Below are 23,764 nucleotides of genomic sequence, written 5' to 3'. Positions count from 1 at the left end.
GCGCCCTGCGGTTGTAGCCAGGGCACAAGTGCGGTGGGGAACGTCCCGCGCGCCGTTGTGCCCTCGATCACGCGCACGTGACCGGGGCCAGGGCCGCGCCTACCGTGGAGGGGCGCCTGCAGAGGCGCAGTATCGTCACGTCCGTCCGAGGGGGACCCATGGCCGACACGAACCGCACCCGCCGCCAGCGCAGCGAGGAGCCTCGCCAGCACGGCAAGGTCGATGTCGATTGGCTCGGCCGCGACCTGCGCGGCACCTGGGGCGACCGCCGTCTGGCCGCGCGCGACAAGGTCGCCGACCCGCGATACCAGCGCCTCGACGACTTGACGATGGCCGAGCACCGCCAGCGCGTGCTCGAGCAGATGCACATGCTCGTCGACGACGGGGCGGTGCTCGCTGCGTTCCCGTCGCGCCTCGGTGGCGAAGACGATCACGGCGGCAACATCGCCGGCTTCGTCGAGCTCGTGCTCGCCGACCCGAGCCTGCAGATCAAGTCGGGCGTGCAGTTCGGCCTCTTCGGCGCGGCGGTGCTGCACCTGGGCACCGACTACCACCACGACACCTTCCTGCCCGCCATCATGAGCCTCGAGGTGCCCGGTGCCTTCGCGATGACCGAGACAGGGCACGGCTCGGATGTCGCCTCCATCGGCACGACCGCGACCTACGACGAGGCGACGGAGGAATTCGTCATCCACACCCCGTTCCGGGGCGCCTGGAAGGACTACCTCGGCAACGGTGCGCTGCACGGCACGGCCGCTGTGGTGTTCGCGAAGCTCGTGACGAAGGGCGTCGATCACGGCGTCCACGCGTTCTACACGCCGCTGCGCGATGAGGAGGGCAACTTCCTGCCCGGCATCGGCGGCGAGGACGATGGCTACAAGGGTGGCCTCAACGGCATCGACAACGGCCGGCTCCACTTCACGCAGGTGCGCGTGCCACGCGCAAACCTCCTGAACCGCTACGGCGACGTGGCAGCCGATGGCACGTACTCGAGCCCGATCGACAGCCCCGGACGCCGCTTCTTCACGATGCTCGGCACGCTCGTGCAGGGACGCGTCTCGCTCGACGGTGCCGCGACCGTCGCGCAGCAGGCAGCGCTCGCGATCGCCATCCGCTACGGGTCCGAGCGCCGTCAGTTCAACGCCTCAAGCGAGACCCACGAGGAGGTGCTGCTCGACTATCGCCGACACCAGCGCCGCCTGTTCACCCGTCTGGCGAAGGCCTACGCCCAGACCTACGCGCACGAGCGGCTGCTCGTGCAGTTCGACGGCGTCTTCTCGGGCCGCACCGACACGCCCGAGGAGCGCGAGGATCTCGAGACCCTCGCCGCGGGCCTCAAGTCGCTCTCCACCTGGCAGGCGCTCGACACCCTGCAGGAGGCGCGCGAGGCGACCGGCGGCGCCGGGTTCCTCGGCGAGAACCGGCTGGTGCAGCTGCGCGCCGACCTCGACGTGTACGTCACCTTCGAGGGCGACAACACGGTGCTGCTGCAGCTCGTCGGCAAGCGGCTGCTCGGCGACTTCGCCAAGCAGTTCAAGGGGGCTTCGAAGGCGGACATCGCGCGCTTCGCGGCCGACCAGTTCTTCGAGCGCGCGTCGACGCTCGTCGGGCTGCGCACGCTCAGGCAGGACGTGCGCGATCTCCGCAACGTCAAGAAGTCGTCGATCGCGCTGCGCGATCGCGACCTGCAGCGCGAGCTGCTGGAGGATCGCGTCGAGACGATGGTCGCCGACATCGCCTCTCGCCTCCGCCACGCGCCGAAGGAGCAGGCGAAGGCCGCGGCTGCCTTCAACGCCGAGCAGCACCAGCTCATCGAGGCTGCGCGAGCGTGGGTCGAGCTGCAGCAGTACGACGCGCTCGCGATGGCGGTGGAGCGCAGCCCCGAGGCGACGAAGAAGGTGCTGACGCACCTGCGCGACCTCTTCGCGCTGACGATCATCGAGGAGCACGCGGCCTGGTACCTCGAGAACGGCCGGCTGTCGGGCGCCCGATCGCAGGCCGTCACGTCGACGCTCGAGCGGCTGCTGCCGAAGCTGCGACCCCACGCGCTCGACCTGGTCGCCGCGTTCGGGCTCGGCGACGAGCACCTTCGCTCCCTCATCGCGTCGGGCGCGGAGGGCAAGCGCCAGGCCGAGGCCCAGGCCCACTACGCGGCGCTCCGCGACGCGGGACAGCTGCCCACACCGGAGAAGAAGGCCAAGGGGACCGATCCCGAGGCACAGCCGATCGCGGTCGCCGGCGCCGCGCCGATCGCTCCGGAAGAGATCCTGGACGACTCGGTCGACGCAGCGCCCCACCTCGACGCGACGTCGGCTTCCGCCGTCGACGCCGAGAGCGCGAAGGTCGCGGCGCGCTGAGACTGCGCGTGGCGAGATGGAGCCCGGCCGCCCTGCGCGGCCGGGCTCCATGCATGCGCAACCCATAGGCCATATTCCGGGTTCGGCATTGCGTACGCCATACGCTGAGAAGCATCCGAGGTCCCGACCACACGAGGTCGGCCGGCCTCCACCGGCTGGGAAGTCGCCGATGACCCCTAGGGGGCCGTATGACCACGACGACCGCACCCGCGGTGACACACGGAGCGCTGCGCACGACCGTTCGCGCATCCGATCGATCGGACGAGGAGCGGCGCGCCGACTTCCGAGTCGTCGCGAAGGCGGTCCGCGATGCGGGCCTGCTGGAGCGCGCCGTCGGCTTCTACACCTGGCTGATGGTCGGGCTCGGCGTTGCGCTCGTGGGGCTGCTGGTCGGCTCGGTGCTGTTGGGCGACAGCTGGTTCCAGCTGCTCATCGCTGCCGGTCTCGGCATCGTCCTGACGCAGATCTCGTTCATCGCGCATGAGGCATCGCACCGCCAGGTGCTGAAGTCCGGTCCCGCGAACGATCGGCTCGGCCGCATCCTCGCCGCCGGGGTCGTCGGCATCAGCCACCAGTGGTGGATGTCGAAGCACTCGCGACACCACGCGAACCCGAACCAGATCGGGCGCGACCCCGACATCGAGATCGACACGATCTCGTTCCTGCCGAGCGATGCCAAGAAGGCACGTGGCCTGCAGCGTGCGATCACGCGCCACCAGGGCTGGTTCTTCTTCCCGCTGCTCACGCTCGAGGGCCTCAACCTGCACCAGCACTCGATTCGCACGCTGCTCGAGCGTCGCCCCATCACGGGCCGCTGGATCGAGCTCAGCCTGATCGCGACCCGGTTCGCCCTCTACATCACCTTCCTGCTGCTGGTCATGCCGCCGCTGATGGCGCTGGCGTTCTTCGGTGTGCAGATGGCCGTCTTCGGCATCGGCATGGGCGCATCCTTCGCCCCCAACCACAAGGGCATGCCCACCGTCAGCCGTGACGCCAAGCTCGACTTCTTCACGAAGCAGGTCCGCACCTCGCGCAACGTGCGCGGCTGGGGTACGACGTCGCTGCTCGGCGGACTGAACTACCAGGTCGAGCACCACCTGTTCCCGAACATGGCGCGCCCGCACCTGCAGGCGGCGAGCGAGATCGTGCGCGAGCACTGCGCGAAGCACAACATCGCCTACGTCGAGACGAGCCTGGTTGGCGCGTACGGCGAGGTCGTGCGCTACCTCAACCGTGTCGGGCTCGCGGCGCGCGACCCGTTCGACTGCCCCATGCTGGACATGCGGCGCTGACCGCACCGCACACGACGACCGCCGGAGGGCAAGCATGGGCAGGATGCCGATTCGGCACGCCATCGCGCAGCTGCACTGGGCGCTGAGCCCGTGGAAGCTGCAGCGTGAGCACCCGAGGTACGACGGGCCACGGCTGCTCATCGGTGCCCCGCACACCTCCAACCGCGACTTCGTGCTGATGCTCGCCATCACCTGGGATGCCCGCCTGCCCGTGCGGTGGCTCGGCAAGCGAGAGCTCTTCCAGGGTCCGTTCGGGCGCGTCATGCACTGGCTCGGCGGCATCCCGGTCGATCGCGATGATCCCGCCGGTCTCGCCGACCGGGTGATCGAGCTGGCACGGACCGACCCGCACGCAGCCATCGTCGTGACGCCCGACGGCACGCGCAGCTCGAGCCAGTGGCGCAGCGGCTTCTATCGCATCGCCTACGAGGCCGGGGTGCCGGTCACGCTCGGTTTCGTGGACTCCGGCACCGGCACGACGGGCCTCGGCCCCACGATGCACCTGACGGGTGACGTGCCGGCCGACATGGACGCCATCCGGGCCTTCTACGCCGACAAGCGCGGCATCAACCCGGAGCGCACGACGGAGCCGCGCCTCGCCGACGAGGCGGGCCTCGCCCAGCGCCTCGCCCAGAACCGCGCGTAGGCACGCCCCACACGTCGGTCGAGGAGCGTGCCGCAGGCGCGCGGTGTCCTGTCGGTCGAGGAGCGTGCCGCAGGCGCGCGGTGTCCTGCCGGTCGAGGAGCGTGCCGCAGGCGCGCGGTGTCCTGTCGGTCGAGGAGCGTGCCGCAGGCGCGCGGTGTCCTGTCGGTCGAGGAGCGTGCCGCAGGCGCGCGTCACGAGACCCCGCGGCGGCGGGCGTCCTGTCGGTCGAGGAGCGTGCCGCAGGCGCGCGTCACGAGACCCCGCGGTGGCGCCCACTCGCCGCGGATGCCACCATGAGGCCATGGCCGAGAATCCCGTGCATGAGATCAGCGAAGCGGAATGCCTGAAACTGCTCTCCGTCTTCGAGTTCGGGCGCATCGCGTTCCGCGTCGGCGACCGCCTCGAGGTGTTCCCGATCAACTACCACGCCGATGGTCGCGAGATCACGTTCCGCACCGCACCCGGGACGAAGCTCGCGGGTGTCCTGCTCGCCGACGACGTCGTGTTCGAGATCGACAACATCGGCGTGCGCGAGGCGTGGAGCGTCGTGGCCCATGGCCGGGCTCGGCGCCTCGAGACGAGCAGCGAGACCGAGGCCGCGGCTGCGCTGCCGATCTACCCGCTCATCCCCACGGTCAAGCGCGAGTTCGTGCGCATCGACCTGACGAGCGTCTCCGGTCGGCGCTTCCACCGCTGGGCTGAGCCGCTGGCCGACAGCGAGCCGGTCGTCGATTCGACCGACTGAGCGACATCTCGCCGCGCCGGCCGCATGCCGCCAGCGCGGATGCTCCGCCGCGGGCGTCGCCCCTCGATGCGCGCGGCTGCCCAGCGCACGACCACGGCCCCCGGGGCCAGCGCAGGCGGGTACTGCACCCGGCGCCGCTGAGCGTAGGCCTTCGGGGAATGCAGCGAGGTCGATCTGCTGTTGAGACACTGGGAGACGACATGGGGGAGTGAACGAATGACGCGGCAGGGCAAGACGAGCACGGGCGGCACCGGAACCGCGGAGATCGATCCTCAGACGCAGTCGATCGCGATCCTGGGCGCGGGCAAGATCGGCACGGTGCTCGCCAAGCGCTCGGTCGCTGCGGGGCACCGCACGCTCATCGCGGGCTCCGGCAGCGCCGCTCGCATCCGCTTGACCGTGGAGTACCTGGCCCCGGGCGCTGAGGCGATGGTGGCAGCGGATGCCGCCGCCGCGGCCGACGTCGTCATCCTCGCGCTGCCGCTGGGGCAGTACGAGCGCCTGCCCGTTGAGGCGCTCGAGGGCAAGCTCGTGATCGACGCGATGAACTACTGGTGGGAGACCGACGGTATCCGCGACGAGTTCACCGATCCCGCGCGTTCGACGAGCGAGATGGTGCAGGAGTTCCTGCCCGCCTCGCGCGTGGTCAAGGCGTTCAACCACATGGGCTACCACGACCTCGCCGACGGGCCGAGGCCCGCCGGGCATCCGCAGCGGCGCGCCATCGCCGTCGCCGGAGACGACCCGCGCGATGTCGAGCAGGTCGCTTCTCTGGTCGACGGCTTCGGGTTCGATGCGGTCGTGCTCGACTCGCTGGCTGCCGGCCTGCATCTGCAGCCCGGCTGGCCGGCCTTCGGCGCGAACGAGAGCGCTGCGACGCTGCGAACGCTGCTCGTGACCGAGTGACGACGCACCTTGCGCGTGTCTTGAGCCTCAGCGCGGCCGCATCAGCAGCCCATGCGCCCCGGACCGAGCGAGAGGAACGACGAAGCCCCCGGCATGCGGGGGCTTCAGCGGTGGCTCCGACGGGCGTCGATCCCGTGACCTCACGATTTTCAGTCGTGCGCTCTACCAACTGAGCTACAGAGCCGGACTCGAACGAGCCTGGCGGACTCGCGTCCGCCCTTGCACAAGGCCCTCTCTTTCGAGAGGGCCTTCACAACCGCGACCCTGACGGGACTTGAACCCGCGACCTCCGCCGTGACAGGGCGGCGCGCTAACCAAACTGCGCTACAGGGCCTAACTGGTAGAACCCATCGTACAGAAGAATCCGTACTGAGTGACCCCAACGGGATTCGAACCCGTGCTGCCGCCGTGAAAGGGCGGTGTCCTAGGCCGCTAAACGATGGGGCCGAGTGCCGAAGCACACGACTACCGAGGAGAGACGTTACCCGACGAGCGCGCCTACTTGCAAATTGAGCGCCGATCGCGCCGAATGCGGCGCCGATTCGACGTGCGGATCGCGCGGCTCGGGCCCTCAGCACCTGATTTCCGACACGCCAGCCTGAAGTTCCGCTGAACAAAACCTTCAGGTGGAACATGAAACTTGGTAGCGTGGCCCCGACTGTGTCGTGACAGCGGGCGTGAGCCGGGTGCACGATGATGAGCAACGCGGCGGTCCGACGCCGCAAGACGGGGAGACCATGGCCCAGCCCGACCGGCAGGCGCACGTGCGCGGGGCGCGCTCGAGAGCGCGACGGTTCCGCGTCGCGATCGCCGCCTCCGCAGCCGTCGCGATCGTGGGCTCGCTCGCTGTGTTCCCCGGCGCCCCGAGCGCGGTCGCCGTCGATCAGTACGGCTACCCGACGTGGTCGGAGGTCGAGGCAGCGCGCGGCAACGTCTCGGCGAAGAACCAGCAGATCGAGCAGATCCGCGGTCTCATCGCACAGCTCGAGTCCGCCGCCGTCAATGCGCAGACGGAGGCCGACCAGCGCGCGGCCGAGGCCATCGAGGCGCAGCGTGCCTACGACGAGGCCGTTGCGGTCGCCCAGCGGCTGCAGGAGCAGGCCGACGAGGCATCCGCTCGCGCCGAGGAGTCGCAGATCGCCGCGGGGCAGCTCGCTGCACAGCTCGCCCGGTCGGGCGGCACCGGCGACATGAGCGCAGAACTGTTCGCCAACCCCGGCTCCGCCGACAACTGGCTCTACCGTCTCGACATGATGGATCGCGTGGCCGGCACGGCAGACACGCTCTACCAGCAGGCGCAGCGCGACGCGAACACCGCGCAGTCGCTGCAGGACCAGGCGGCCGTCGCGCGCGACGCGCTGCAGGGGCTCAAGGAGGCCGCGGACGCCGCCTACCTCGTCGCGCAGGAGGCAGCGGTGCAGGCGCAGGTCGCGGTCGAGGAGGAGCAGAACCACCGAGTCGAGCTCGAGGCGCAGCTGTCTGTGCTGGTCGAGAATCGAGCAGCGACCGAGCGTGACTACCAGGCGGGCCAGGCCTACCGGGCGTATCTCGCTGAGCAGGAGCGGTTGCGCATCGAGCGCGAGCGCCGCGAGGCCGAGGAGGCGAGGCAGCGCGCCATCGCCGAGCAGCAGCGTCTGGCCGCGCAGGCAGCAGCCCAGGCTGCGGCGGCTGCTGCCGCACGGCCCCCCAGCGGTGGGTCGAACCCGGCGCCGCCCGCCAGCAGCGGCGGAGGTGGCACCGTTCCCGTCGCACCGCCGGCCAGCAGCGGCTGGGTCACGCCGCACTACGGCCGCTTCACCTCTGGCTACGGCTGGCGCAACGACCCGGTTGGCGTCCTGGGCCGCAAGCTCCACGCGGGCATCGACATCTCCGCGGGCTGCGGCACACCGATCTACGCGGCCGCCGCAGGCACGGTCGCACTTCGCTCGCGCGACATCTACGGCGCGAACATGCTCTACATCAACCACGGCAACGGCGTGCAGACGGAGTACTTCCACATGAGTCGTCCGGCGCACGTCTACCCGGGCCAGCGCGTGAGCGCCGGACAGGTGGTCGCATACGAGGGCAGCACCGGTCACTCCACCGGCTGCCACCTGCACTTCCAGCTGCGCGTGAACGGCACGCTCGTCAACCCGGAGTCGTTCCTGAACGCACGCGGCGTCGGCCTGCGCTGACGCCGGAACACGAAGGAGGGGCGCACCGCCAGGTGCGCCCCTCCTTCGTGCGTGCAGCGATCAGTCGGTGACGTCGCGACCGCCCTCGGGCTTCTCGACGGGCTCGTCGGTCTCGTCGCCGTGCTCGGCGTCGAATGCCGCGAAGCCGGCCTGCACGGTCGCCTCCGCGGCTGCGGCGCCTTCCCATCCACCGAGCTTCGCCCACTTGCCGGGCTCGAGATCCTTGTAGTGCTCGAAGAAGTGCTCGATCTCGTTCCGGGTCTGCTGCGGCACATCCTCGATGTCCTGGATGTGCATCCAGCGCGGGTCCTTCTCGAGCACGCAGATGACCTTGGTGTCGATGCCGCCGTCATCCTCCATGTTCAGCTGGCCGATGGGCCGCACCCGCACGAAGACGCCCGGCGGCACCGGGTACTCGAGCAGCACCAACGCATCGACGGGGTCGCCGTCGAGGCCGAGCGTGCCCTCGAAGAAGCCGTAGTCCGTGGGGTAGACGAACGTCGTGAACAGCACTCGGTCGAGGTAGACACGACCGGACTCGTGGTCGATCTCGTACTTGTTGCGGCTCCCCTTGGGGATCTCGATGACAACGTCGTAGGCGGCCAACGGCGGCTCCTTCTCGTGGGGGTGGGGAATCGGCATAAGGTTACTTCATGCCCGAAAACGACCGTCGTCCTCGGCTGACGCCCGCCGTCGCCGACGTGCGGCGCGCGGTCCGCGAGGCGACGGCAGACCTGGAGGCCGGGTCGCTGCTGCTCGTCGCGCTCTCGGGCGGTGCCGACTCGCTCGCGCTCGCCGCAGCGACCGCGTTCGAAGCAGATCGCGCGGGGCTGCGCGCTGGCGCGGTGATCGTCGACCATGGCCTGCAGGTGGGCAGCGACGAGATCGCCGAGCGCGCGGCCCACCAGGCTCGTGGGCTGGGGCTCGACCCCGTGCGCATCATCCCCGTGAAGGTCGCGCCCGATGGGAGCCCGGAGGCGGCTGCGCGTCAAGCGCGCTACGCGGCACTGCTGCAGGTGCGGAAGGAGCTCGACGCCGACGCCGTCCTGCTCGGGCACACGCTCGACGATCAGGCGGAGACCGTGCTCATCGGCCTCGCGCGAGGCTCCGGCGCCGAGAGCCTCTGGGGCATGCACCGCCGCATCGGGTTCCTTCGTCGGCCGCTGCTGCAGGTGCGCCGCGCGACCACGCACCAGGCGTGCAGCGACGCAGGGCTCGCTCCGTGGCGGGATCCCCACAACGACGACGACCGCTTCCTGCGGGTGCGCGTGCGGCACCGAGTACTGCCGATGCTCGACGAGGTCCTGGGCGGCGGCGTGGCGCTCGCGCTCACGCGCACGGCCGACACGCTGCGCGAGGACGCTGAGGCGCTCGCGCACTTCGCGCAGGAGCAGATCCTCGACCTCGTCGAGCATGCCGAGGGCGGCCTGTCGCTGGACGCGGGCGCGCTGGCCGCGAACCCGCCGGCCCTGCGCCAGCGCATCATCCGCCTCGCCGTGCAGAGCGAGTTCCACGTCGCGCTGTCACGCCAGCAGACGCTCGAGGTGTCGCGGCTCGTGACGGATTGGCACGGGCAGGGGCCAATCCACCTGCCCGGCATCCGCGTCACCCGAGAGGGTCGCAGGCTCGTGTTCGTCGCCGTCGGTGGCTGACCCGGGATCCATGCGCGCGTCACCGCGGTGGTCTCCCTCGCAATGGCCGACAGCCTCGACCGGGATGCGCCCGCGCTCCCGCAGCCATCGCCTGCGCCGCGGCGCCGCGTCGCGTGGAGGCGTGCCGCGTAACCGAATCGTGATCGCGAGGGTGTGACCTCGCGCGCATGACGGACATGTCGGAATGCCAGGATGCGCTCGCACCTCGCCACGAGAGGATCATCATGCACCGTTGCCGTCCCATTGCCCTCGGGGCCCCCGCCCTCATCGCGCTGCTCGTGATCACCGGATGCGCGCAGTCGACACCCGCACGAACGGCGCCGCCGTCGCCGTCGCAGACGCCGTCGCCTTCACCGACGCAGGTGCAGTCGCCGTCGCCGTCGCCGACCGTCGACGCGACCGCAACCGCTGCACCCACGGCCACCGTTGCCGCGCCATCTGCCGGACGCGAATCGCCCACGACCGATGACTGGACCACGTATGCAGTGGGCGATGACCACACGAGCTGGTCGATGCCGGCGGGCTGGGTCGCGAGCATCGAGCGGGAGGTGGTCGAGGGCAATGCGGACTGGACCGACTACCGCGGCCTGATCCGCGACGAAGCTGGCACACCGATGCTCCGCTTCGAGGCGATCGGCAGCGGCGGGCAGTACGCGACCGACTTCGCTCCCTGCGAGCGACCGCGCACCGAGGTGTTCGAGTCGGTGCCGCTGGGGGAGCAGGTGCTCGATCGCGCCGCGACAGCATCGGTCACCACGCTCGCCTATGCCGCCAACGACGGCGGCATCGTCTTCGCATCCGGTGTCTCCGACAACGACCCAGAGGCCGCGTGCGAGCCCGGCATCCTGGCGCTCTACCAGGCGGAGACGCCCGCGGGTTACGACTTCCTGGTGCTGGAGATCGTCGACGACGCTGGCGAGTCCGCTCCCGTCTTCGCGAGCTTCGAGGCAGCACGGGCCTATCTCGAGACCGATGAGTACGCGGCGATCCGCGGGGTGCTGACGTCCTTCCACAGCAGGTGACGCCAGGTACTGTGACCTCGGTGCACGCCAGCAGATCTCACGGCGCGCTCACCGCGCTCGCGCTCGCGGTGCTCCTCTCGGGCTGTGCCGACAGCCCTGGCGCATCGACAGCACCCTCCATGCCGCCGACGATGCCGAGCGCCACTCCGACGTCGAGCGACGCGGCGCCGGTGCCGACGAGTGCCTCGCCCGCGGTCACCGTCGCACCCCCGGCACCCGAGCCCGCGGCGTGGGACGGGCCACTGGCGATCGACGACTCGAGCTGGCAGACCTTCACGATGCCGGGTGGCGAAGCCTCGTTCCGGCTCCCGCCGACCTGGGAGGTGCGCGATGTGCTTCCGTTCGCGCCCGGTGGCTCGGGATCGCCGGGCACCGCGCACGTGTACACCGATGACGACGAGCACCTGCTCGGCCTCACGCTCGCGAACGAGCCCTGGTCGTTCGACTGCGGCGAGCCCGCTCCCGATGCCCACGTGTTCCACGCCGAGCCGCTCGCGCTCGAGGTCGTGACGACGAACGGGGGCGAGACCGCGACCGAGATCCGCTTCGAGGCGACCGGAGTGACCGGAGCGCTCACCCTCTCGATGACCGACGGTCAGACTGGAGACGGCACGTGTGCCCCGGACAGCACCGTCGCGATCACGCCCGGTGGCAACGGCATCGTCGGTGTCGCGTTCGGCAGCGGTGCTCCGGGCCCGTCGATCGTGGCCGCGCCGTCGTTCCACGGGTTCGCCTCGGCCGGTCGTGCGATCGAGCTGGTCGATCACGAGCTGCTCGCCACTGCCTGGCAGATCGTCCGGTCGCTCGAGGTGACCCCGTGAGCGCCACGCTCCGGTCGACGCTGCTGACGCTGTTCGCCGGGCCGCTGCTGCTCGCCGGATGCGCCGCGACAGGCCCGGATGCCGCGCCGCCGCCCGCTGTGAGCACGACAGCGAGCGCCGAACCGAGCGCCGAGCCGAGCCCTGAGCCGAGCGGCGAGTCGAGCGGCGCGGATGCGCCGACCGGCGAGGCCGCCTGGCACCGGTTCTCGACCGAGAACGGCATGGCCTCGATCGCGGTGCCGCCGACGTGGACGGTCGAGGGTGGCGCGGTGAGCAGCGACGTCGGCGAGTGGCAGTGGATCTGGGTGCGCAACTCGCTGCGGCACGAGATGGCGCTGCTGAGGCTCGGCGTCGGCGGCGACCGTGGCGGAGCCTGCGGCGGGAACGTGATCGCCGGCACGAGTGACGTGCCTGCGCGCATCCATCTGGTGGAGGAGGTGGATGTCACGGGCGAGACGCTCGGCGACGCACCACCGACGTACCTCTACGCAGCGACGGTCGAGCGGTCCGACGGTGCCTTCGCGTTCCACGCCGGCTACAGTCTCGAACGCCCCGCCGATGACCGGATGCCGTGCATCGTCTACGACGACGTGGCCGTGCCGGTCGACTACCCGCAGGTCTCGTTCGGGGTTCCCGACGCCGACATCGGCGGTGGCCTGTGGCGTGTGGACTCGCTCGAAGCGGGAGAGGCGTACGCCCAGACGGAGGAGTACGAGACGCTCATGGACGTGCTGCGATCGCTGCGCCTCCAGGCGGGTTCATGACCCGCCGCGGGCGGTAGGTTGGTCGCACCGCCGACCGCCAGGAGCGCACATGGACTTCACGCACGTCGAGTCAGACCTCGCCAAGACCCTCATCACCGAGGATGAGCTGCATGCCAAGCTCCAGGAGCTCTCGCGCCGGATCGAGGCCGACTACGAGGGCAGGGACCTGCTGCTCGTCGGCGTGCTCCGCGGTGCGGTCATGGTCATGGCCGACCTCGCCCGTGCGCTCAACCGTCACATCGAGATGGACTGGATGGCGGTCTCGTCCTACGGCTCCGGCACCGTCTCCTCGGGTGTCGTGCGAATCCTCAAGGACCTCGACAGCGACCTCACCGGCCGCAACGTGCTCATCGTGGAGGACATCATCGATTCGGGCCTGACGCTCTCCTGGCTGCGCGGCAACCTCGAATCGCGCGGTGCCGCCTCCGTGGAGATCTGCACGATGCTGCGGAAGCCCGACGCGCTCAAGGTCGAGGTCGACGTGAAGTACTGCGGCTTCGACATCCCCAACGAGTTCGTCATCGGCTACGGCCTCGACTACGCCGAGCAGTACCGCAACCTGCGGGGCATCGGCGTGCTCGCGCCGCACGTCTACACGGATGCCGAGGAGAAGTAGTCGGGAGCTGTAACCCCCTGGAGCTTCCGGACATGTCAGTGCACAGGTTCCTGACCGATCCCAAGGAGTCACCATGCGCACTGCATCGCACGCACTCGCAGCATCCCTCGTCGTGCTCGGGTCGCTGTCCCTCGCCGGCTGCGGGCAGCCAGTCGCGCCAGCCGCGCCCTCGACACCCGCGACATCGCCGCCCGCGCAGCCCGAGCCCACCGCCTCGCTCACCCCGGAACCCACTGCGGCAGCTGACGGCTGGCACGCGTTCGAGACGCAGGACGGCGCTATGCGCATGCGGCTGCCGGACGGATGGTCTGTCGAAGACCGCAGCGCCATGGAGGCGTCCGAGATGTACAACACCGGACCACGCTGGCTCAACGACCTCATCGTGCTCGACCAGGACGGGAACGCGATGCTCTCCTACGAGGAGGCGTACGGGGATGACTCGTCCGTCTGCGCGGAATGGCAGCCGGCCGACATCGAGGTCGCGGTCGATCCCTACTCGCCCTCGATGCGCGACGCGGCGCAGGATGCAGGGATGCCCCCAGAGGTGCAGGTGCGCAGCGATATCCAGCAACTGCTCGACTGGGATGGCGAACGCGACGTGCCGACGGGGGACTGGGCCGTCTCCCTCGACATGCTGGCGGCCGTGCCGAGCAGTGCCGAGTGCGAATGGGACGGGTGGGAGGCCGAAGTCTGGGCCGGCAGCCGCCTCGCCATGGTGCGAGCGATCGCCGATGAACCGGCCGACGACGGCACCGGCAGACAGATCGTCATTCGCGGGGAGCAGGAGGCTCGAGCCTGGTTCGCCAGCGACGAAGCCGCGACGCTCGTCGACGTGCTCTCAACGGTGCAGTTCACCGGCGCACCGCTGCTCGACACAGCACCCTGAGCGCGACACGGGGCGGGTTCCGGGGAAGTGCGAGCGAGAGTTTGGGAAGATGCTGACATGACGCTCCGCGCACGCCTGCTCACCCCGATCACCGTGGTCGTCGCAGCAGCGGCCCTGCTCGGCTGCTCGAGCACCCCCGAGCCCACCACCGGACCCTCGATCCCGCCGGGCATCACGGCGCCGCCGCCGACCGCGCCGGCAACACCAGAGGCCGAGATCCCCTCCGAGCTGCCCGCCGAGATCGCGGGCGTCGACACCACCGACTGGCAGCAGATCGGCGTCCCGAGCGGCAGCGCCACCTTCCGCATCCCCGCCGACTGGACCGTGCGAGAGGTCGACGGCGGGCTCGACCTGCTGCGGGCCGACGGCCAGCGGCAGCTCGTGTATCGCGAGGCTCCTGACACCGGCGACGGTCGGTGCGTGAACGCCGACGGCGTCCCGGTCGCCTGGCGCACCGCCATCCTCGATTCGAGCCAGGACGTCGAGCTCGCAGGCGCTCCTAACGTCGCCTTCGGAGCCGCCGCGCTGCAGCTGGGCGAGCAGTGGATCGTCAGCGTCGGCCTCCGGCCGGCCGGCGCCGCTCAGTCGCCGAGCTGCCCGATCATCAACGCCTTCGACTCCGCGGCGGGGACGATCGGCTTCGGCTCGGAGGTCATCGTAAACGGCGCCGGAGAGGCATCGCCGTGGCAAGTCGCCTCACTGGACGACGGTCGGAGCTACACGGGCGATGACGAGTACCTGAACATCCGCGCGATCCTCATGTCGCTCGAGCTGCTGGCATAGCTCGCACCCAGCCCGCACCGGCCCAGAGCGAACACCCCGGCTGCACGGGTAGGCGCCAGATAGCCTGAGGGCATCAGACTCAGAAGGGCGTCATGAGCTTCAAGAAGTTCCTGCGCGGGCCGATCCCCTGGATCGTCATCGCAGTCCTCATCGTCGGCGTGGCGTTCAGCTTCTTCATCACGCCGCAGTTCCGATCCGTGCAGACGGATGTCGGGATGCAGATGATCGAGGACGGTCGCGTGCAGCAGGCGCGCATCGTCGACGGCGAGCAGCGCGTCGACCTCGAACTCACGGATGCCGACCCCGAGTTCGGCCAGCGGGTGCAGTTCTACTACGTCGAGCCTCGCGGCGACGCCGTCGTCGAAGCCATCACCGCAGCCGACCCCGAGGGCGGCTACATCGACGAGGTGCCGCAGGCCAACTGGCTGCTCTCCATGCTCAGCATCATGCTGCCCGTGCTGCTGCTCGCCGGCCTGTTCTACTTCTTCATGGCCCGCATGGCCGGCGGCAACCGCGGCGTCATGCAGTTCGGCAAGTCGAAGGCGACGCTCATCACCAAGGACATGCCGCAGGTGAAGTTCGCCGATGTCGCGGGTGCCGACGAGGCGGTCGAGGAGCTCCACGAGATCAAGGAGTTCCTGCAGGACCCCACGAAGTTCCAGGCGGTCGGCGCGCGCATCCCGAAGGGTGTGCTGCTCTACGGCCCTCCCGGAACCGGCAAGACGCTGCTCGCGCGCGCGGTCGCGGGCGAGGCGGGCGTGCCGTTCTACTCGATTTCGGGCTCGGACTTCGTCGAGATGTTCGTCGGCGTGGGCGCCAGCCGCGTGCGCGACCTGTTCGAGCAGGCGAAGCAGAATGCGCCGGCCATCATCTTCGTGGACGAGATCGACGCCGTCGGCAGGCACCGTGGTGCAGGGCTGGGCGGCGGTCACGACGAGCGCGAGCAGACGCTGAACCAGCTGCTGGTCGAGATGGACGGGTTCGACGTCAAGACCAACGTCATCCTGATCGCCGCGACCAACCGCCCCGACATCCTCGATCCGGCGCTGCTGCGACCCGGTCGCTTCGATCGGCAGATCGGTGTGGATGCACCGGACATGAAGGGGCGCGAGACGATCCTCGGCGTGCACGCCAAGGGCAAGCCGATCGCACCGGGCGTCGACTTCTCGGTGCTCGCGCGCAAGACCCCGGGCTTCACCGGCGCCGATCTCGCGAACGTGCTGAACGAGGCGGCGCTGCTGACCGCGCGGAACAACGAGACGCAGATCGGCGAGGAGGCGCTCGACGAGGCCGTCGACCGCGTCATGGCGGGTCCGCAGCGACGCTCGCGCGTCATGAACGACAAGGAGCGGCTCATCACCGCGTACCACGAGGGCGGCCACGCGCTCGCTGCAGCGGCCATGCGGCACTCCGACCCGGTCACGAAGGTGACCATCCTGCCGCGTGGGCGTGCGCTCGGCTACACGATGGTGCTGCCCGTCAACGACCGCTACTCCGTGACGCGCAACGAGTTGCTCGATCAGCTCACGTACGCGATGGGCGGGCGCGTCGCGGAGGAGATCGTCTTCCACGACCCCACCACGGGCGCGAGCAACGACATCGAGAAGGCCAGCGGCATCGCGCGCAAGATGGTGACCGAGTACGGCATGACGAGCGCGATCGGCGCCGTCAAGCTCGGGCAGGCGCAGGGCGAGCAGTTCTTCGGCCGTGACACGGGCTCCAGCCGCGACTACTCGAACTCGCTCTCCGAGACCGTCGATCGAGAGGTGCGCGCCCTCATCGAGCAGGCCCACACGGAGGCGTGGCAGGTCCTTAACACGAATCGCCACGTGCTCGACCGACTCGCGAGCGAGCTGCTGGAGCAGGAGACGCTGGACCACCTGAAGCTCGAGGACATCTTCCACGACGTGGAGAAGCTGCCGGAGCGCCCGCAGTGGCTGTCGAACACCGACCGGCCGGTGAGCGACCGACCGCCGATCGAGCTGCCGGTCTCGCAGCACGTCGACGAGGCGGTCGAGCCGGACGTCGAGAGCGAAGCGCAGGTCTGATGGCGGTCGATCGCGAGCGCGTCGAAGCCGCCGTCCGCGAACTGCTGGCAGCGATCGGCGACGACCCGCATCGTGCGGGTCTCGCCGATACGCCGCGCCGCGTCGCGACCGCCTACAGCGAGTACTTCGCGGGCGTCGGCGTCGACCCGGCCGATGCGCTCACGACCCTGGGGCTCGACGGCGAGACGGGGGAGCTCGTGCTGCTGCGCGACATCGAGTTCCGCTCGATGTGCGAGCACCACCTGCTGCCGTTCACGGGTGTGGCGCACGTCGCCTACCTGCCGAGCGATCGCATCACGGGCCTGGGCCGCATTCCCGCGGTCGTCGACGTGGTGGCATCGCGCCCGCAGATCCAGGAGCGGCTCACCGACGAGATCGCCGACGCCCTCGAGGCCGGTCTGCAGCCGCGCGGCGTGCTGGTCGTGGTCGAGGCGTCGCACGGATGCGTCGCGGTACGAGGGCAGCGGCAGGCGAAGTCGACGGCGGTCACGATCGCGAGTCGCGGCGAGCTCGCGAAGCCGATCGAGCGCGCCGAGATCATGGCGCTGATCGGGGAGCGGCGGTAGCGATGACCGAGGTCTGGGGCATCCTGAACGTCACGCCCGATTCGTTCAGCGACGGTGGGCGCTTCGTCGATCCGGGAGCCGCGATCGCGCACGCGCGCCGCCTGCTCGCCCAGGGGGCGGATGTGATCGACATCGGCGGCGAATCCACGCGGCCGGGCGCGGACCCCATCGATCCGAGCGAGGAGCGTGCGCGCATCCTCCCGGTCGTGGAGGCGCTCGTGCGCGAGGGCGTGCGCGTCTCCGTCGACACCATCCACGCATCCACCGCGCGAGCGGTCATGGATGCGGGCGCCGAGATCGTGAACGACGTCACTGCGGGTCTGCACGACGAGGACATGCTGCGCGCGGTCGCCGCCGGCAGGGCGCGCATCGTGCTGATGCACTCGCGCGGCATCGATGTCACGCGCGACACCGAGTACGACGACGTGGTGCAGGAGGTCGCGCAGCACCTCGTCGACCGCGTCGCCGCGGCCGAGGCCGCCGGGATCGATCGCGATCGCATCCTCATCGACCCGGGCTTCGGGTTCTCGAAGGCCGCGGACGACAACTGGCGCCTGCTGGCCCAGTTGCGTGCGCTGACGGGCATGTTCCTGCCGATGCTGGTCGGCACGAGCCGCAAGCGCTTCCTGGGAGCACTGCTGCCCGATGGCGCGGCCGCAGACGAGCGCGACGGCCTGACCGCCATCACGAGCGTGCTGGCCGCGCAGGCCGGCGCGAGCGCCGTGCGCGTGCACGACGTCGCGTCGACGGTCGCGGCGCTGCGCGCACTCGAGGCCGTGCAGGCGGCCGCAGAGGCGACTGCCGACCACGACGCCGACAGCGGCTCGATCCGGCTCGAGGGCATCCGCGCCTTCGGCCATCACGGGGTGCTGCCCGAGGAGCGCCGCGACGGCCAGGAGTTCGTCGTCGACGTCGACCTCAGCGTGCAGGTCGGTGCCGCGGCTCGCACCGATCGCGTCACCGACACCGTGCACTACGGTGAGCTCGCCGAGCGCATCGTCGCCGCTGTCGAGCGCGACCCGGTCGATCTCATCGAGACGCTCGCCGCTCGGCTCGTCGAGCTCTGCATGGAGCATCCGCTCGTCGAGGCGGCGCACGTGACCGTGCACAAGCCGAGCGCGCCGGTCGGCGTGCCGTTCGGCGACGTCTCCGTGACCCTTGGCAGGAGCCGCCCGTGGTGAGGTTCGGCATCGAGCGGCGCGCCGTGCTCTCGCTCGGCGCGAACCTCGGCGATCGCACGGCGACCATCGACGCCGCCGTCCGCGCCATCGAGGCAATCGACGGCATCCGCGTGCTCGAGCGCTCGAGCGCCTGGGAGTCGCCCTCCTGGCACCCCGACGGGGAGGGCCTCTCGCCCGACTACGTGAACATCATCCTGATGGTCGGCACGTCGATGGAGCCGATCGATCTGCTCGACGCGATGCAGGCGGTCGAGGATGCGCTCGGCCGCGTGCGCGACGCGCGCTGGGGCGACCGCACGATCGACATCGACATCGTGTCGGTCGGCGGCATCGAGCGGGCCAGCGACCGGCTGGTGCTGCCGCACCCGCGGGCGCACGAGCGGCAGTTCGTGCTGCAGCCGTGGCTGGAGATCGAGCCCGATGCGGTGCTGCCGGGCCACGGCTCGGTCGCCGAGCTGGCCGACTACGTGGACGGCGACGTCTGGAGGCTCGCGTGACGCGCACGAGCGCCATCACGGTGCTGCTCACAGCACTGGTCGCGGGCGCCATCACCTGGATGCTCGAGGGAATGCTCGTCATGAGCGGGCGAGCGGCCGTCGTGCCACCGATGACGCTCGGGGTCGCGCTGCTGCTGCTGGGCGCCGTGCTGCTCGTGGTCGCGTGGCCCGTGCGGCAGGCGGCGCACGGCAAGCGCCGCATCGACTACCGCCACGCGACCTCGGCGCTGGGCTTCGCGAAGGCCTCGTCGCTCGTGGGCGCCATGCTGGGCGGGGCGGCCCTCGGCGCACTCGCCTTCTTCCTCACCCGCTCGGTGGTGGCGACCGACGCGGTGCTGGCCGTCGGTGTCGTCGCCGTCGGCGGGCTCGTGCAGCTCACAGCTGGACTCATCGCCGAGCACTGGTGCGTGCTGCCGCCCGACGACGACGATGCCCCGGCGGCGGCCGGCAGCCCCGCCTGAGCGGGGAGCCAGCTGGACTACCGCTCGGGCGCCGGCTGGAAGGTGGTCATCGACTCCTCGTCGAACGCGGCCTGGACTTCCGCCAGGCCGTCCTGGTTGATGTAGACGACCGACTGCGACCCCTCCATCCCCGTGCCGCGCGTGGGCATGGTGAACGTCTGGATCTGCGATCCGCTGATGCCCGCCATCGACGGCCCCAGCGACAGCGCTGTGCCGAGATCGACGGTGTCGGTGGTCGCGACGTACGGGGAGACGGTCGCGAAGATGTCGGCGATCCGGTTGGGGTTCGTCATGTTCTCGCGCGTCATGAGCTGCGACATCATGCCCCGCAGGAACGCGCGCTGGTTGTGGGTGCGCTGGTAGTCGCCGTCGCTGAACGGGTAGCGCGCCCGCACATAGATCAGTGCTTCCTCGCCCTGCAGCGTGATCTCCCCCTGCGGGTAGTCGAAGCCCTGGTAGGAGAAGGCGAGGTCGTTGTCGACGGTCACGCCGCCGAGCGCCTCGGTGAGCCCCTCGAAGCCCTCGAAGTCGATGATCGCGACGTGGTCGATGCGCTGATCGATGAGGCCCTCGACGGTCTGCACCATGAGCGGCACGCCGCCCAAGGCGAGCGCACCATTGACCTTGCCCATGCCGTGCCCGGGGATCTCGATCCAGGAGTCGCGCATGATCGACATGATCTGGATCGTCTCGCGGTCGGGGGGGATGTGCGCGACCAGGATCGTGTCCGCGCGGTCGCCCAGGTCCGTCAGCAGTGAGCCGTCGGCGGCACGCGAGTCACTGCCCAGCAGCAGCACGTTCACCGGCTGCGACGGGCCCTCCTCGGCCTCCGGCCGCAGCGACTCCTCCGGGAAGGCGGTCTCGATCGTCTCGACCTGCTGCACCGACGGGTTGATGCGCAAGAAGTACCAACCGATCGCGGCGAGCAGGGCGAGCACGATCAGGCCGACGATCGTCGCGGAGATCCAACGGCCGACGTGCTTCTTCCTGATGGGCGCATCTGTCACTGCGGCAGTATCGCAGAACTGCGTCTCAGCCTCGTCGCACTAGCCTGGGGTCGGGCCGATTCCGGTCATCCGTGCGCGCGCCGTCGTGCTGCTCGGAGCCCCAGATCGCAGCAGGAGGAACCTCGTGGCAGAGCGCCTGGACGTCACCGGCGAGTGGCAGCGCATCAGCATGCGGTACGCGAGCGTCGAGGCGGTCAGCACCGTCATCTGGTGGCTCATCCTCGGCGTCGGTGCCACCGTGCCCATCTGGATCGCGACCGACGGCGACCTGCCGTGGTGGGGCTGGCTGCCGCTCGCCGGGGCGATCGTGCTCATCGTCGTCGGCGTCACGTTCTCGATCCTGCGCACGCGCACGATCGGGTACCTCGAGCGCCAGGACGATCTGCTGGTGCGCCGGGGCATGCTCTTCCGCCGCTTCGTCGCGGTGCCGTACGGCCGCATGCAGGTCGTCGACATCACGCAGGGACCGGTCGAGCGGATGTTCGGACTCAAGTCCCTGAAGTTCGTCACGGCCGCCGCGTCCAGCGCGATCACGATCCCCGGGATGCCGGGCGACACCGCCGAGCGGCTGCGCGACCACCTGGTCGCGGTCTCCGAGTCCCGCCGGGCGGGCCTGTGACCGTCCCGAGCGCTCCCCAGCTGCCGCCGGCGCCGGCCGCGCCCGTCGCGCAGCCGGCGCGCGCGCAGGCGGCCGACCTCGTCGACGGCGAGTGGCACCGGCTGCACCCGGCGACCCCGCTGCTGCGCGGCGGGCTGTCGCTCATCATCTTCCTCGGCATCCTCTTCTCGATCTTCCGCGACCGGCTCATCGCCCTGTTCGTGCCGGATGAGTTCGATGCGGAGTGGAATCAGGATCCCTTCGCCGACTTCATCGTCACCCAGCTGCTGTGGGTGGCGCTGGGGGTCATCGTGCTGGTGCTCCTCCTCATCGCCCTCTTCTGGGCCGGCTGGCGCGTGCACCGCTTCCGCATCACAGGAGATGCGGTCGAGGTGCAGCAGGGCATCTTCGTGCGCAAGCACCGGCGAGCGCCGCTCTCGCGCATCCAGGCCATCAACATCCAGAAGCCCTGGTTCGCGCGGCTGCTGGGCGCCTGCAAGTTCGAGGTGCAGCAGGCGGGCAACGACTCCAACGTCGATCTCAACTACCTGCGCTCGTCGGTCGCCGACGCGCTGCGGTACGAGATCCTGAACCGCGCCTCCGGCCGCTCCGCCGCCGACAACGAGCGGCTGGCCGCAGAGCGAAGGCAGGCCGCCGGCGGTGCGATGGACGAGTTCCTGCGTCCCGACGCCGAGATCGCGCACCTCGCACCGGACTCGCTCGTGCGGATCCCGGTGCAGCGCATCGTGCTGTCGTCGCTGCTCGACGGATGGATCGTCTGGGCGGTGCTCTACGTCATCGGCACGCTGGTGGTGATCTTCGGCTTCCAGCAGTGGTGGGCGATCTTCGCGGTGCTGCCGGCGGCCATCGCCTTCTTCGCCGCCGGCATGCGGTCGCTGGGGGCGAAGCTGCGCTACTCGATCGCGGCGACGCCCGACGGCATCCGGCTCGCCTACGGCCTGGCGTCGACGACCACCGAGATCCTGCCGCCCGGCCGCATCTTCGCGCTGCAGGTCAAGCAGCCGCTGCTGTGGCGGCCGTTCGGTTGGTGGCAGGTGACGTTCACCCGCGCAGGCAGGATCAAGTCAGACGGCTCGGGCCAGGGCGGGCAGGGTTCGCAGATGGCGAGCTACCTGCTGCCGGTCGGCGACCTGCGCGATGTGCGCACCGTCATCGGCCTGGTGCTGCCGGAGCTCGCGCATTCGCCGCTCGTCGATCAGGGGCTCTTCGGCAGCGCCCCGGATGCGTTCGTGGTCAGCCCCCCGCGCGCCCGCATCTTCCGCTGGTTCTCGGTCCGCCGCAACGGCTTCTTCGTGCATCACGCGGCCTTCCTGCTGCGCAGCGGCCGCATCTGGCGCGCGCTGCAGCTCGTGCCGGCGGCCCGCGTGCAGTCGATCGCCGTGCAGCAGGGGCCGATCTACGGGGCGGCACGCCTGGGCCGGGTGCAGTTCCACGTGCCAGACACCGTGCTCTCGCCCGGCATCGGCGCCATCGACCAGCAGGATGCGCACACGCTCTTCGAGCACGCGTCCCGCACCGTGAAGGCTGCCATGGCGGCGGATGCCTCGGAGTCGTGGGCGTCATCGCTCGTGCGGCACGCGGTCGTGCCCGCGGCACCCGCGGGGACACCCGCTGGCTGGGAGCAGCCCGGGACGGGGCCGGAGCAGCGCTGGGAGCAGCCCGGGGTGGGTCCGGAGCAGCGCTGGGAGCAGCCCGGGACGGGGCCGGAGCAGCGCTGGGAGCAGCCCGGGGCGGGGCCCGAGCAGCACTGGGAGCGGCCGAACGCGGATGCCTGGCGACGGCCGACGCAGCGCCCGTCCTTCGGGCAGCAGGCGCCCCCGGGGCCCGATCCGCGCGACGCAGCGCCGGGCGAGCCGCGATGAAGCCCGGCAGGCTCGGCGTCGGCGTCATCGGGGCTGGTCGCGTGGGCCCCGTGCTCGCGGCGGCGCTCGCGGGTGCCGGCCACGCGATCATCGGCATCGACGCGTCGGGCGAGGACGCCATCGAGCGCGCAGAGACGATCCTGCCGGGAGTCGAGATCCTCGACATCCCGACGATCGTCGAGCGCAGCGAGCTCGTGCTGCTGTCCGTGCCGACGGCCGCGCTCGCCGACCTCGTGGCGGGGCTCGCCGCGACCGGCGCGTGGCAGCCCGGTCAGATCGTGGTCCACACCGCGGCCGAGCACGGCATCGAGGTGCTGCGACCGGCGCTCGAGTGCGGCGCGATCCCGATCGCGCTGCATCCCGCGATGACCTTCACGGGCACGACGCTCGACCTGTCGCGGCTGCTGGAGGCGACGATCGCCGTCACCGCGCCGGGGCCGGTGCTGCCGATCGGGCAGGCGCTCGCGGTGGAGATGGGCGCCGAGCCGATCATCGTCGATGAAGCGGATCGCGCGGCCTATGCCGAGGCGGTCGGTGCAGCGCGGGAGTTCGCGGACGGGGTCGTCGCGCACGCCATGCGCCAGCTGCACGAGATCGGCGTGGAGCGGCCGTCCCGGGTGCTCGGCGGCGTCGTGCGCTCCGCGGTCGAGACGGCGCTGTCGCGCTACCCCGATCCGCCCCTCGAGCCTTAGCACCCGCGCGTCAACCGAGCCTGTGGTCTGGCAACCCTACAAGGCAGCGTCAGACGATGAGTGCAGTGCTCGAGAAGGGGGCTGCAGATGGTCTGGCGTAGATGGACGGTCGATGACGAGGCCGAGGTGTTGCTGATGTACGGCCGTGGCGTGACGATCGAGGAAGT

23 protein-coding genes and 3 tRNA genes are annotated in these 23,764 nt (G+C 70.4%); 21 read left to right on the top strand and 5 right to left on the bottom strand.

The genetic code is table 11. The annotated features are described in order from the left end of the window. The first annotated feature begins 158 nt into the window (after positions 1-158). The 5 genes from ACJJVL_RS09875 (at position 159) to ACJJVL_RS09855 (ending at position 5,946) form a co-directional block, all read left to right on the top strand. Positions 159-2,357, top strand: coding sequence for an acyl-CoA dehydrogenase (locus ACJJVL_RS09875; RefSeq protein ID WP_405218492.1), 2,199 nt, complete (start codon positions 159-161; stop codon positions 2,355-2,357). Between the two features lie 188 nt (positions 2,358-2,545). Further along, positions 2,546-3,649 carry a fatty acid desaturase family protein gene (locus tag ACJJVL_RS09870; protein WP_405218491.1) on the top strand — a complete coding sequence of 368 codons (1,104 nt, stop codon included), beginning with the start codon at positions 2,546-2,548 and terminating at the stop codon, positions 3,647-3,649. 43 nt (positions 3,650-3,692) lie between these two features. Further along, entirely contained in the window at positions 3,693-4,295 is a 603-nt protein-coding gene (locus ACJJVL_RS09865) for a 1-acyl-sn-glycerol-3-phosphate acyltransferase (RefSeq protein WP_405218490.1), read from the top strand. Positions 4,296-4,596: 301 nt separating this feature from the next. Next, positions 4,597-5,040: a pyridoxamine 5'-phosphate oxidase family protein gene (locus ACJJVL_RS09860; RefSeq protein WP_405218489.1), complete on the top strand. Its 444-nt coding sequence runs from the start codon at positions 4,597-4,599 to the stop codon at positions 5,038-5,040. A 216-nt stretch (positions 5,041-5,256) separates the two neighbouring features. Further along, a complete protein-coding gene (locus tag ACJJVL_RS09855; protein ID WP_405218488.1) occupies positions 5,257-5,946 on the top strand; it encodes an NADPH-dependent F420 reductase in 690 nt (229 codons plus the stop codon). Positions 5,947-6,057: 111 nt separating this feature from the next. Here the strand turns inward: ACJJVL_RS09855 and ACJJVL_RS09850 are convergent. The 3 genes from ACJJVL_RS09850 to ACJJVL_RS09840 form a co-directional block, all read right to left on the bottom strand. Continuing rightward, positions 6,058-6,130: transfer RNA gene (locus ACJJVL_RS09850), tRNA-Phe, on the bottom strand. 75 nt (positions 6,131-6,205) lie between these two features. Next, positions 6,206-6,280, bottom strand: a tRNA-Asp gene (locus ACJJVL_RS09845). A 40-nt stretch (positions 6,281-6,320) separates the two neighbouring features. Continuing rightward, positions 6,321-6,393: transfer RNA gene (locus ACJJVL_RS09840), tRNA-Glu, on the bottom strand. Between the two features lie 290 nt (positions 6,394-6,683). Between ACJJVL_RS09840 and ACJJVL_RS09835 the strand changes: the two genes are divergently transcribed. Beyond that, complete coding sequence (locus ACJJVL_RS09835) at positions 6,684-8,120, top strand: peptidoglycan DD-metalloendopeptidase family protein (protein WP_405218487.1); 1,437 nt, start codon at positions 6,684-6,686, stop codon at positions 8,118-8,120. A 60-nt stretch (positions 8,121-8,180) separates the two neighbouring features. Here ACJJVL_RS09835 and ACJJVL_RS09830 read toward each other — a convergent pair whose 3' ends face one another. Beyond that, complete coding sequence (locus ACJJVL_RS09830; protein WP_405218486.1) at positions 8,181-8,726, bottom strand: inorganic diphosphatase; 546 nt, start codon at positions 8,724-8,726, stop codon at positions 8,181-8,183. 47 nt (positions 8,727-8,773) lie between these two features. Here ACJJVL_RS09830 and tilS point away from each other — a divergent pair, with 47 nt between their 5' ends. From tilS to ACJJVL_RS09770, 12 genes are all read left to right on the top strand, one after another. After that, the gene (tilS, locus tag ACJJVL_RS09825) at positions 8,774-9,772 is read left to right on the top strand and encodes a tRNA lysidine(34) synthetase TilS (protein ID WP_405218485.1); all 999 of its coding nucleotides are present in this window, start codon (positions 8,774-8,776) and stop codon (positions 9,770-9,772) included. Between the two features lie 224 nt (positions 9,773-9,996). Continuing rightward, positions 9,997-10,794: a hypothetical protein gene (locus ACJJVL_RS09820; RefSeq protein WP_405218484.1), complete on the top strand. Its 798-nt coding sequence runs from the start codon at positions 9,997-9,999 to the stop codon at positions 10,792-10,794. A 20-nt stretch (positions 10,795-10,814) separates the two neighbouring features. Beyond that, a complete protein-coding gene (locus ACJJVL_RS09815) occupies positions 10,815-11,615 on the top strand; it encodes a hypothetical protein (RefSeq protein ID WP_405218483.1) in 801 nt (266 codons plus the stop codon). Next, a complete protein-coding gene (locus ACJJVL_RS09810; protein WP_405218482.1) occupies positions 11,612-12,379 on the top strand; it encodes a hypothetical protein in 768 nt (255 codons plus the stop codon). Before ACJJVL_RS09815 ends, ACJJVL_RS09810 begins: the two co-directional genes overlap by 4 nt. Before the next feature lie 49 nt (positions 12,380-12,428). Continuing rightward, a complete protein-coding gene (gene hpt, locus ACJJVL_RS09805) occupies positions 12,429-12,995 on the top strand; it encodes a hypoxanthine phosphoribosyltransferase (protein ID WP_405218481.1) in 567 nt (188 codons plus the stop codon). Between the two features lie 73 nt (positions 12,996-13,068). Continuing rightward, positions 13,069-13,881, top strand: coding sequence for a hypothetical protein (locus ACJJVL_RS09800; protein WP_405218480.1), 813 nt, complete (start codon positions 13,069-13,071; stop codon positions 13,879-13,881). A 57-nt stretch (positions 13,882-13,938) separates the two neighbouring features. Continuing rightward, on the top strand, positions 13,939-14,664 hold the full coding sequence (locus ACJJVL_RS09795; RefSeq protein WP_405218479.1) for a hypothetical protein: 726 nt from the start codon (positions 13,939-13,941) through the stop codon (positions 14,662-14,664). Between the two features lie 92 nt (positions 14,665-14,756). Beyond that, positions 14,757-16,712, top strand: coding sequence for an ATP-dependent zinc metalloprotease FtsH (gene ftsH / locus ACJJVL_RS09790; protein WP_405218478.1), 1,956 nt, complete (start codon positions 14,757-14,759; stop codon positions 16,710-16,712). Continuing rightward, positions 16,712-17,278 carry a GTP cyclohydrolase I FolE gene (gene folE / locus ACJJVL_RS09785; RefSeq protein ID WP_405218477.1) on the top strand — a complete coding sequence of 189 codons (567 nt, stop codon included), beginning with the start codon at positions 16,712-16,714 and terminating at the stop codon, positions 17,276-17,278. Before ftsH ends, folE begins: the two co-directional genes overlap by 1 nt. Positions 17,279-17,280: 2 nt before the next feature. Then, positions 17,281-18,459: a dihydropteroate synthase gene (folP, locus tag ACJJVL_RS09780; RefSeq protein WP_405218476.1), complete on the top strand. Its 1,179-nt coding sequence runs from the start codon at positions 17,281-17,283 to the stop codon at positions 18,457-18,459. Next, the gene (gene folK / locus ACJJVL_RS09775; RefSeq protein ID WP_405218475.1) at positions 18,453-18,956 is read left to right on the top strand and encodes a 2-amino-4-hydroxy-6-hydroxymethyldihydropteridine diphosphokinase; all 504 of its coding nucleotides are present in this window, start codon (positions 18,453-18,455) and stop codon (positions 18,954-18,956) included. Before folP ends, folK begins: the two co-directional genes overlap by 7 nt. Then, entirely contained in the window at positions 18,953-19,417 is a 465-nt protein-coding gene (locus ACJJVL_RS09770; protein ID WP_405218474.1) for a DUF3180 family protein, read from the top strand. The genes folK and ACJJVL_RS09770 overlap by 4 nt, the downstream gene beginning before the upstream one ends. Before the next feature lie 17 nt (positions 19,418-19,434). Here the strand turns inward: ACJJVL_RS09770 and ACJJVL_RS09765 are convergent, their stop codons facing one another. After that, a complete protein-coding gene (locus ACJJVL_RS09765) occupies positions 19,435-20,424 on the bottom strand; it encodes an LCP family protein (protein WP_405218473.1) in 990 nt (329 codons plus the stop codon). A gap of 124 nt (positions 20,425-20,548) precedes the next feature. Here ACJJVL_RS09765 and ACJJVL_RS09760 point away from each other — a divergent pair, with 124 nt between their 5' ends. Genes ACJJVL_RS09760 through ACJJVL_RS09750 form a run of 3 tightly spaced genes read left to right on the top strand, consistent with a single transcriptional unit; the run spans position 20,549 to position 23,597 of the window. Further along, the gene (locus tag ACJJVL_RS09760) at positions 20,549-21,043 is read left to right on the top strand and encodes a PH domain-containing protein (RefSeq protein ID WP_405218472.1); all 495 of its coding nucleotides are present in this window, start codon (positions 20,549-20,551) and stop codon (positions 21,041-21,043) included. Then, positions 21,040-22,905, top strand: coding sequence for a PH domain-containing protein (locus tag ACJJVL_RS09755; protein ID WP_405218471.1), 1,866 nt, complete (start codon positions 21,040-21,042; stop codon positions 22,903-22,905). The genes ACJJVL_RS09760 and ACJJVL_RS09755 overlap by 4 nt, the downstream gene beginning before the upstream one ends. After that, positions 22,902-23,597, top strand: coding sequence for a DUF2520 domain-containing protein (locus ACJJVL_RS09750; RefSeq protein WP_405218470.1), 696 nt, complete (start codon positions 22,902-22,904; stop codon positions 23,595-23,597). The genes ACJJVL_RS09755 and ACJJVL_RS09750 overlap by 4 nt, the downstream gene beginning before the upstream one ends. Positions 23,598-23,764 lie beyond the last annotated feature (167 nt).

Origin of the sequence: Agrococcus sp. Ld7, from assembly GCF_045064095.1 — a bacterium.
Classification (GTDB): Bacteria; Actinomycetota; Actinomycetes; order Actinomycetales; family Microbacteriaceae; genus Agrococcus.
The sequence above is the reverse complement of the archived record's forward strand: the minus strand, read 5'-3'. Positions and strand labels throughout refer to the sequence as shown.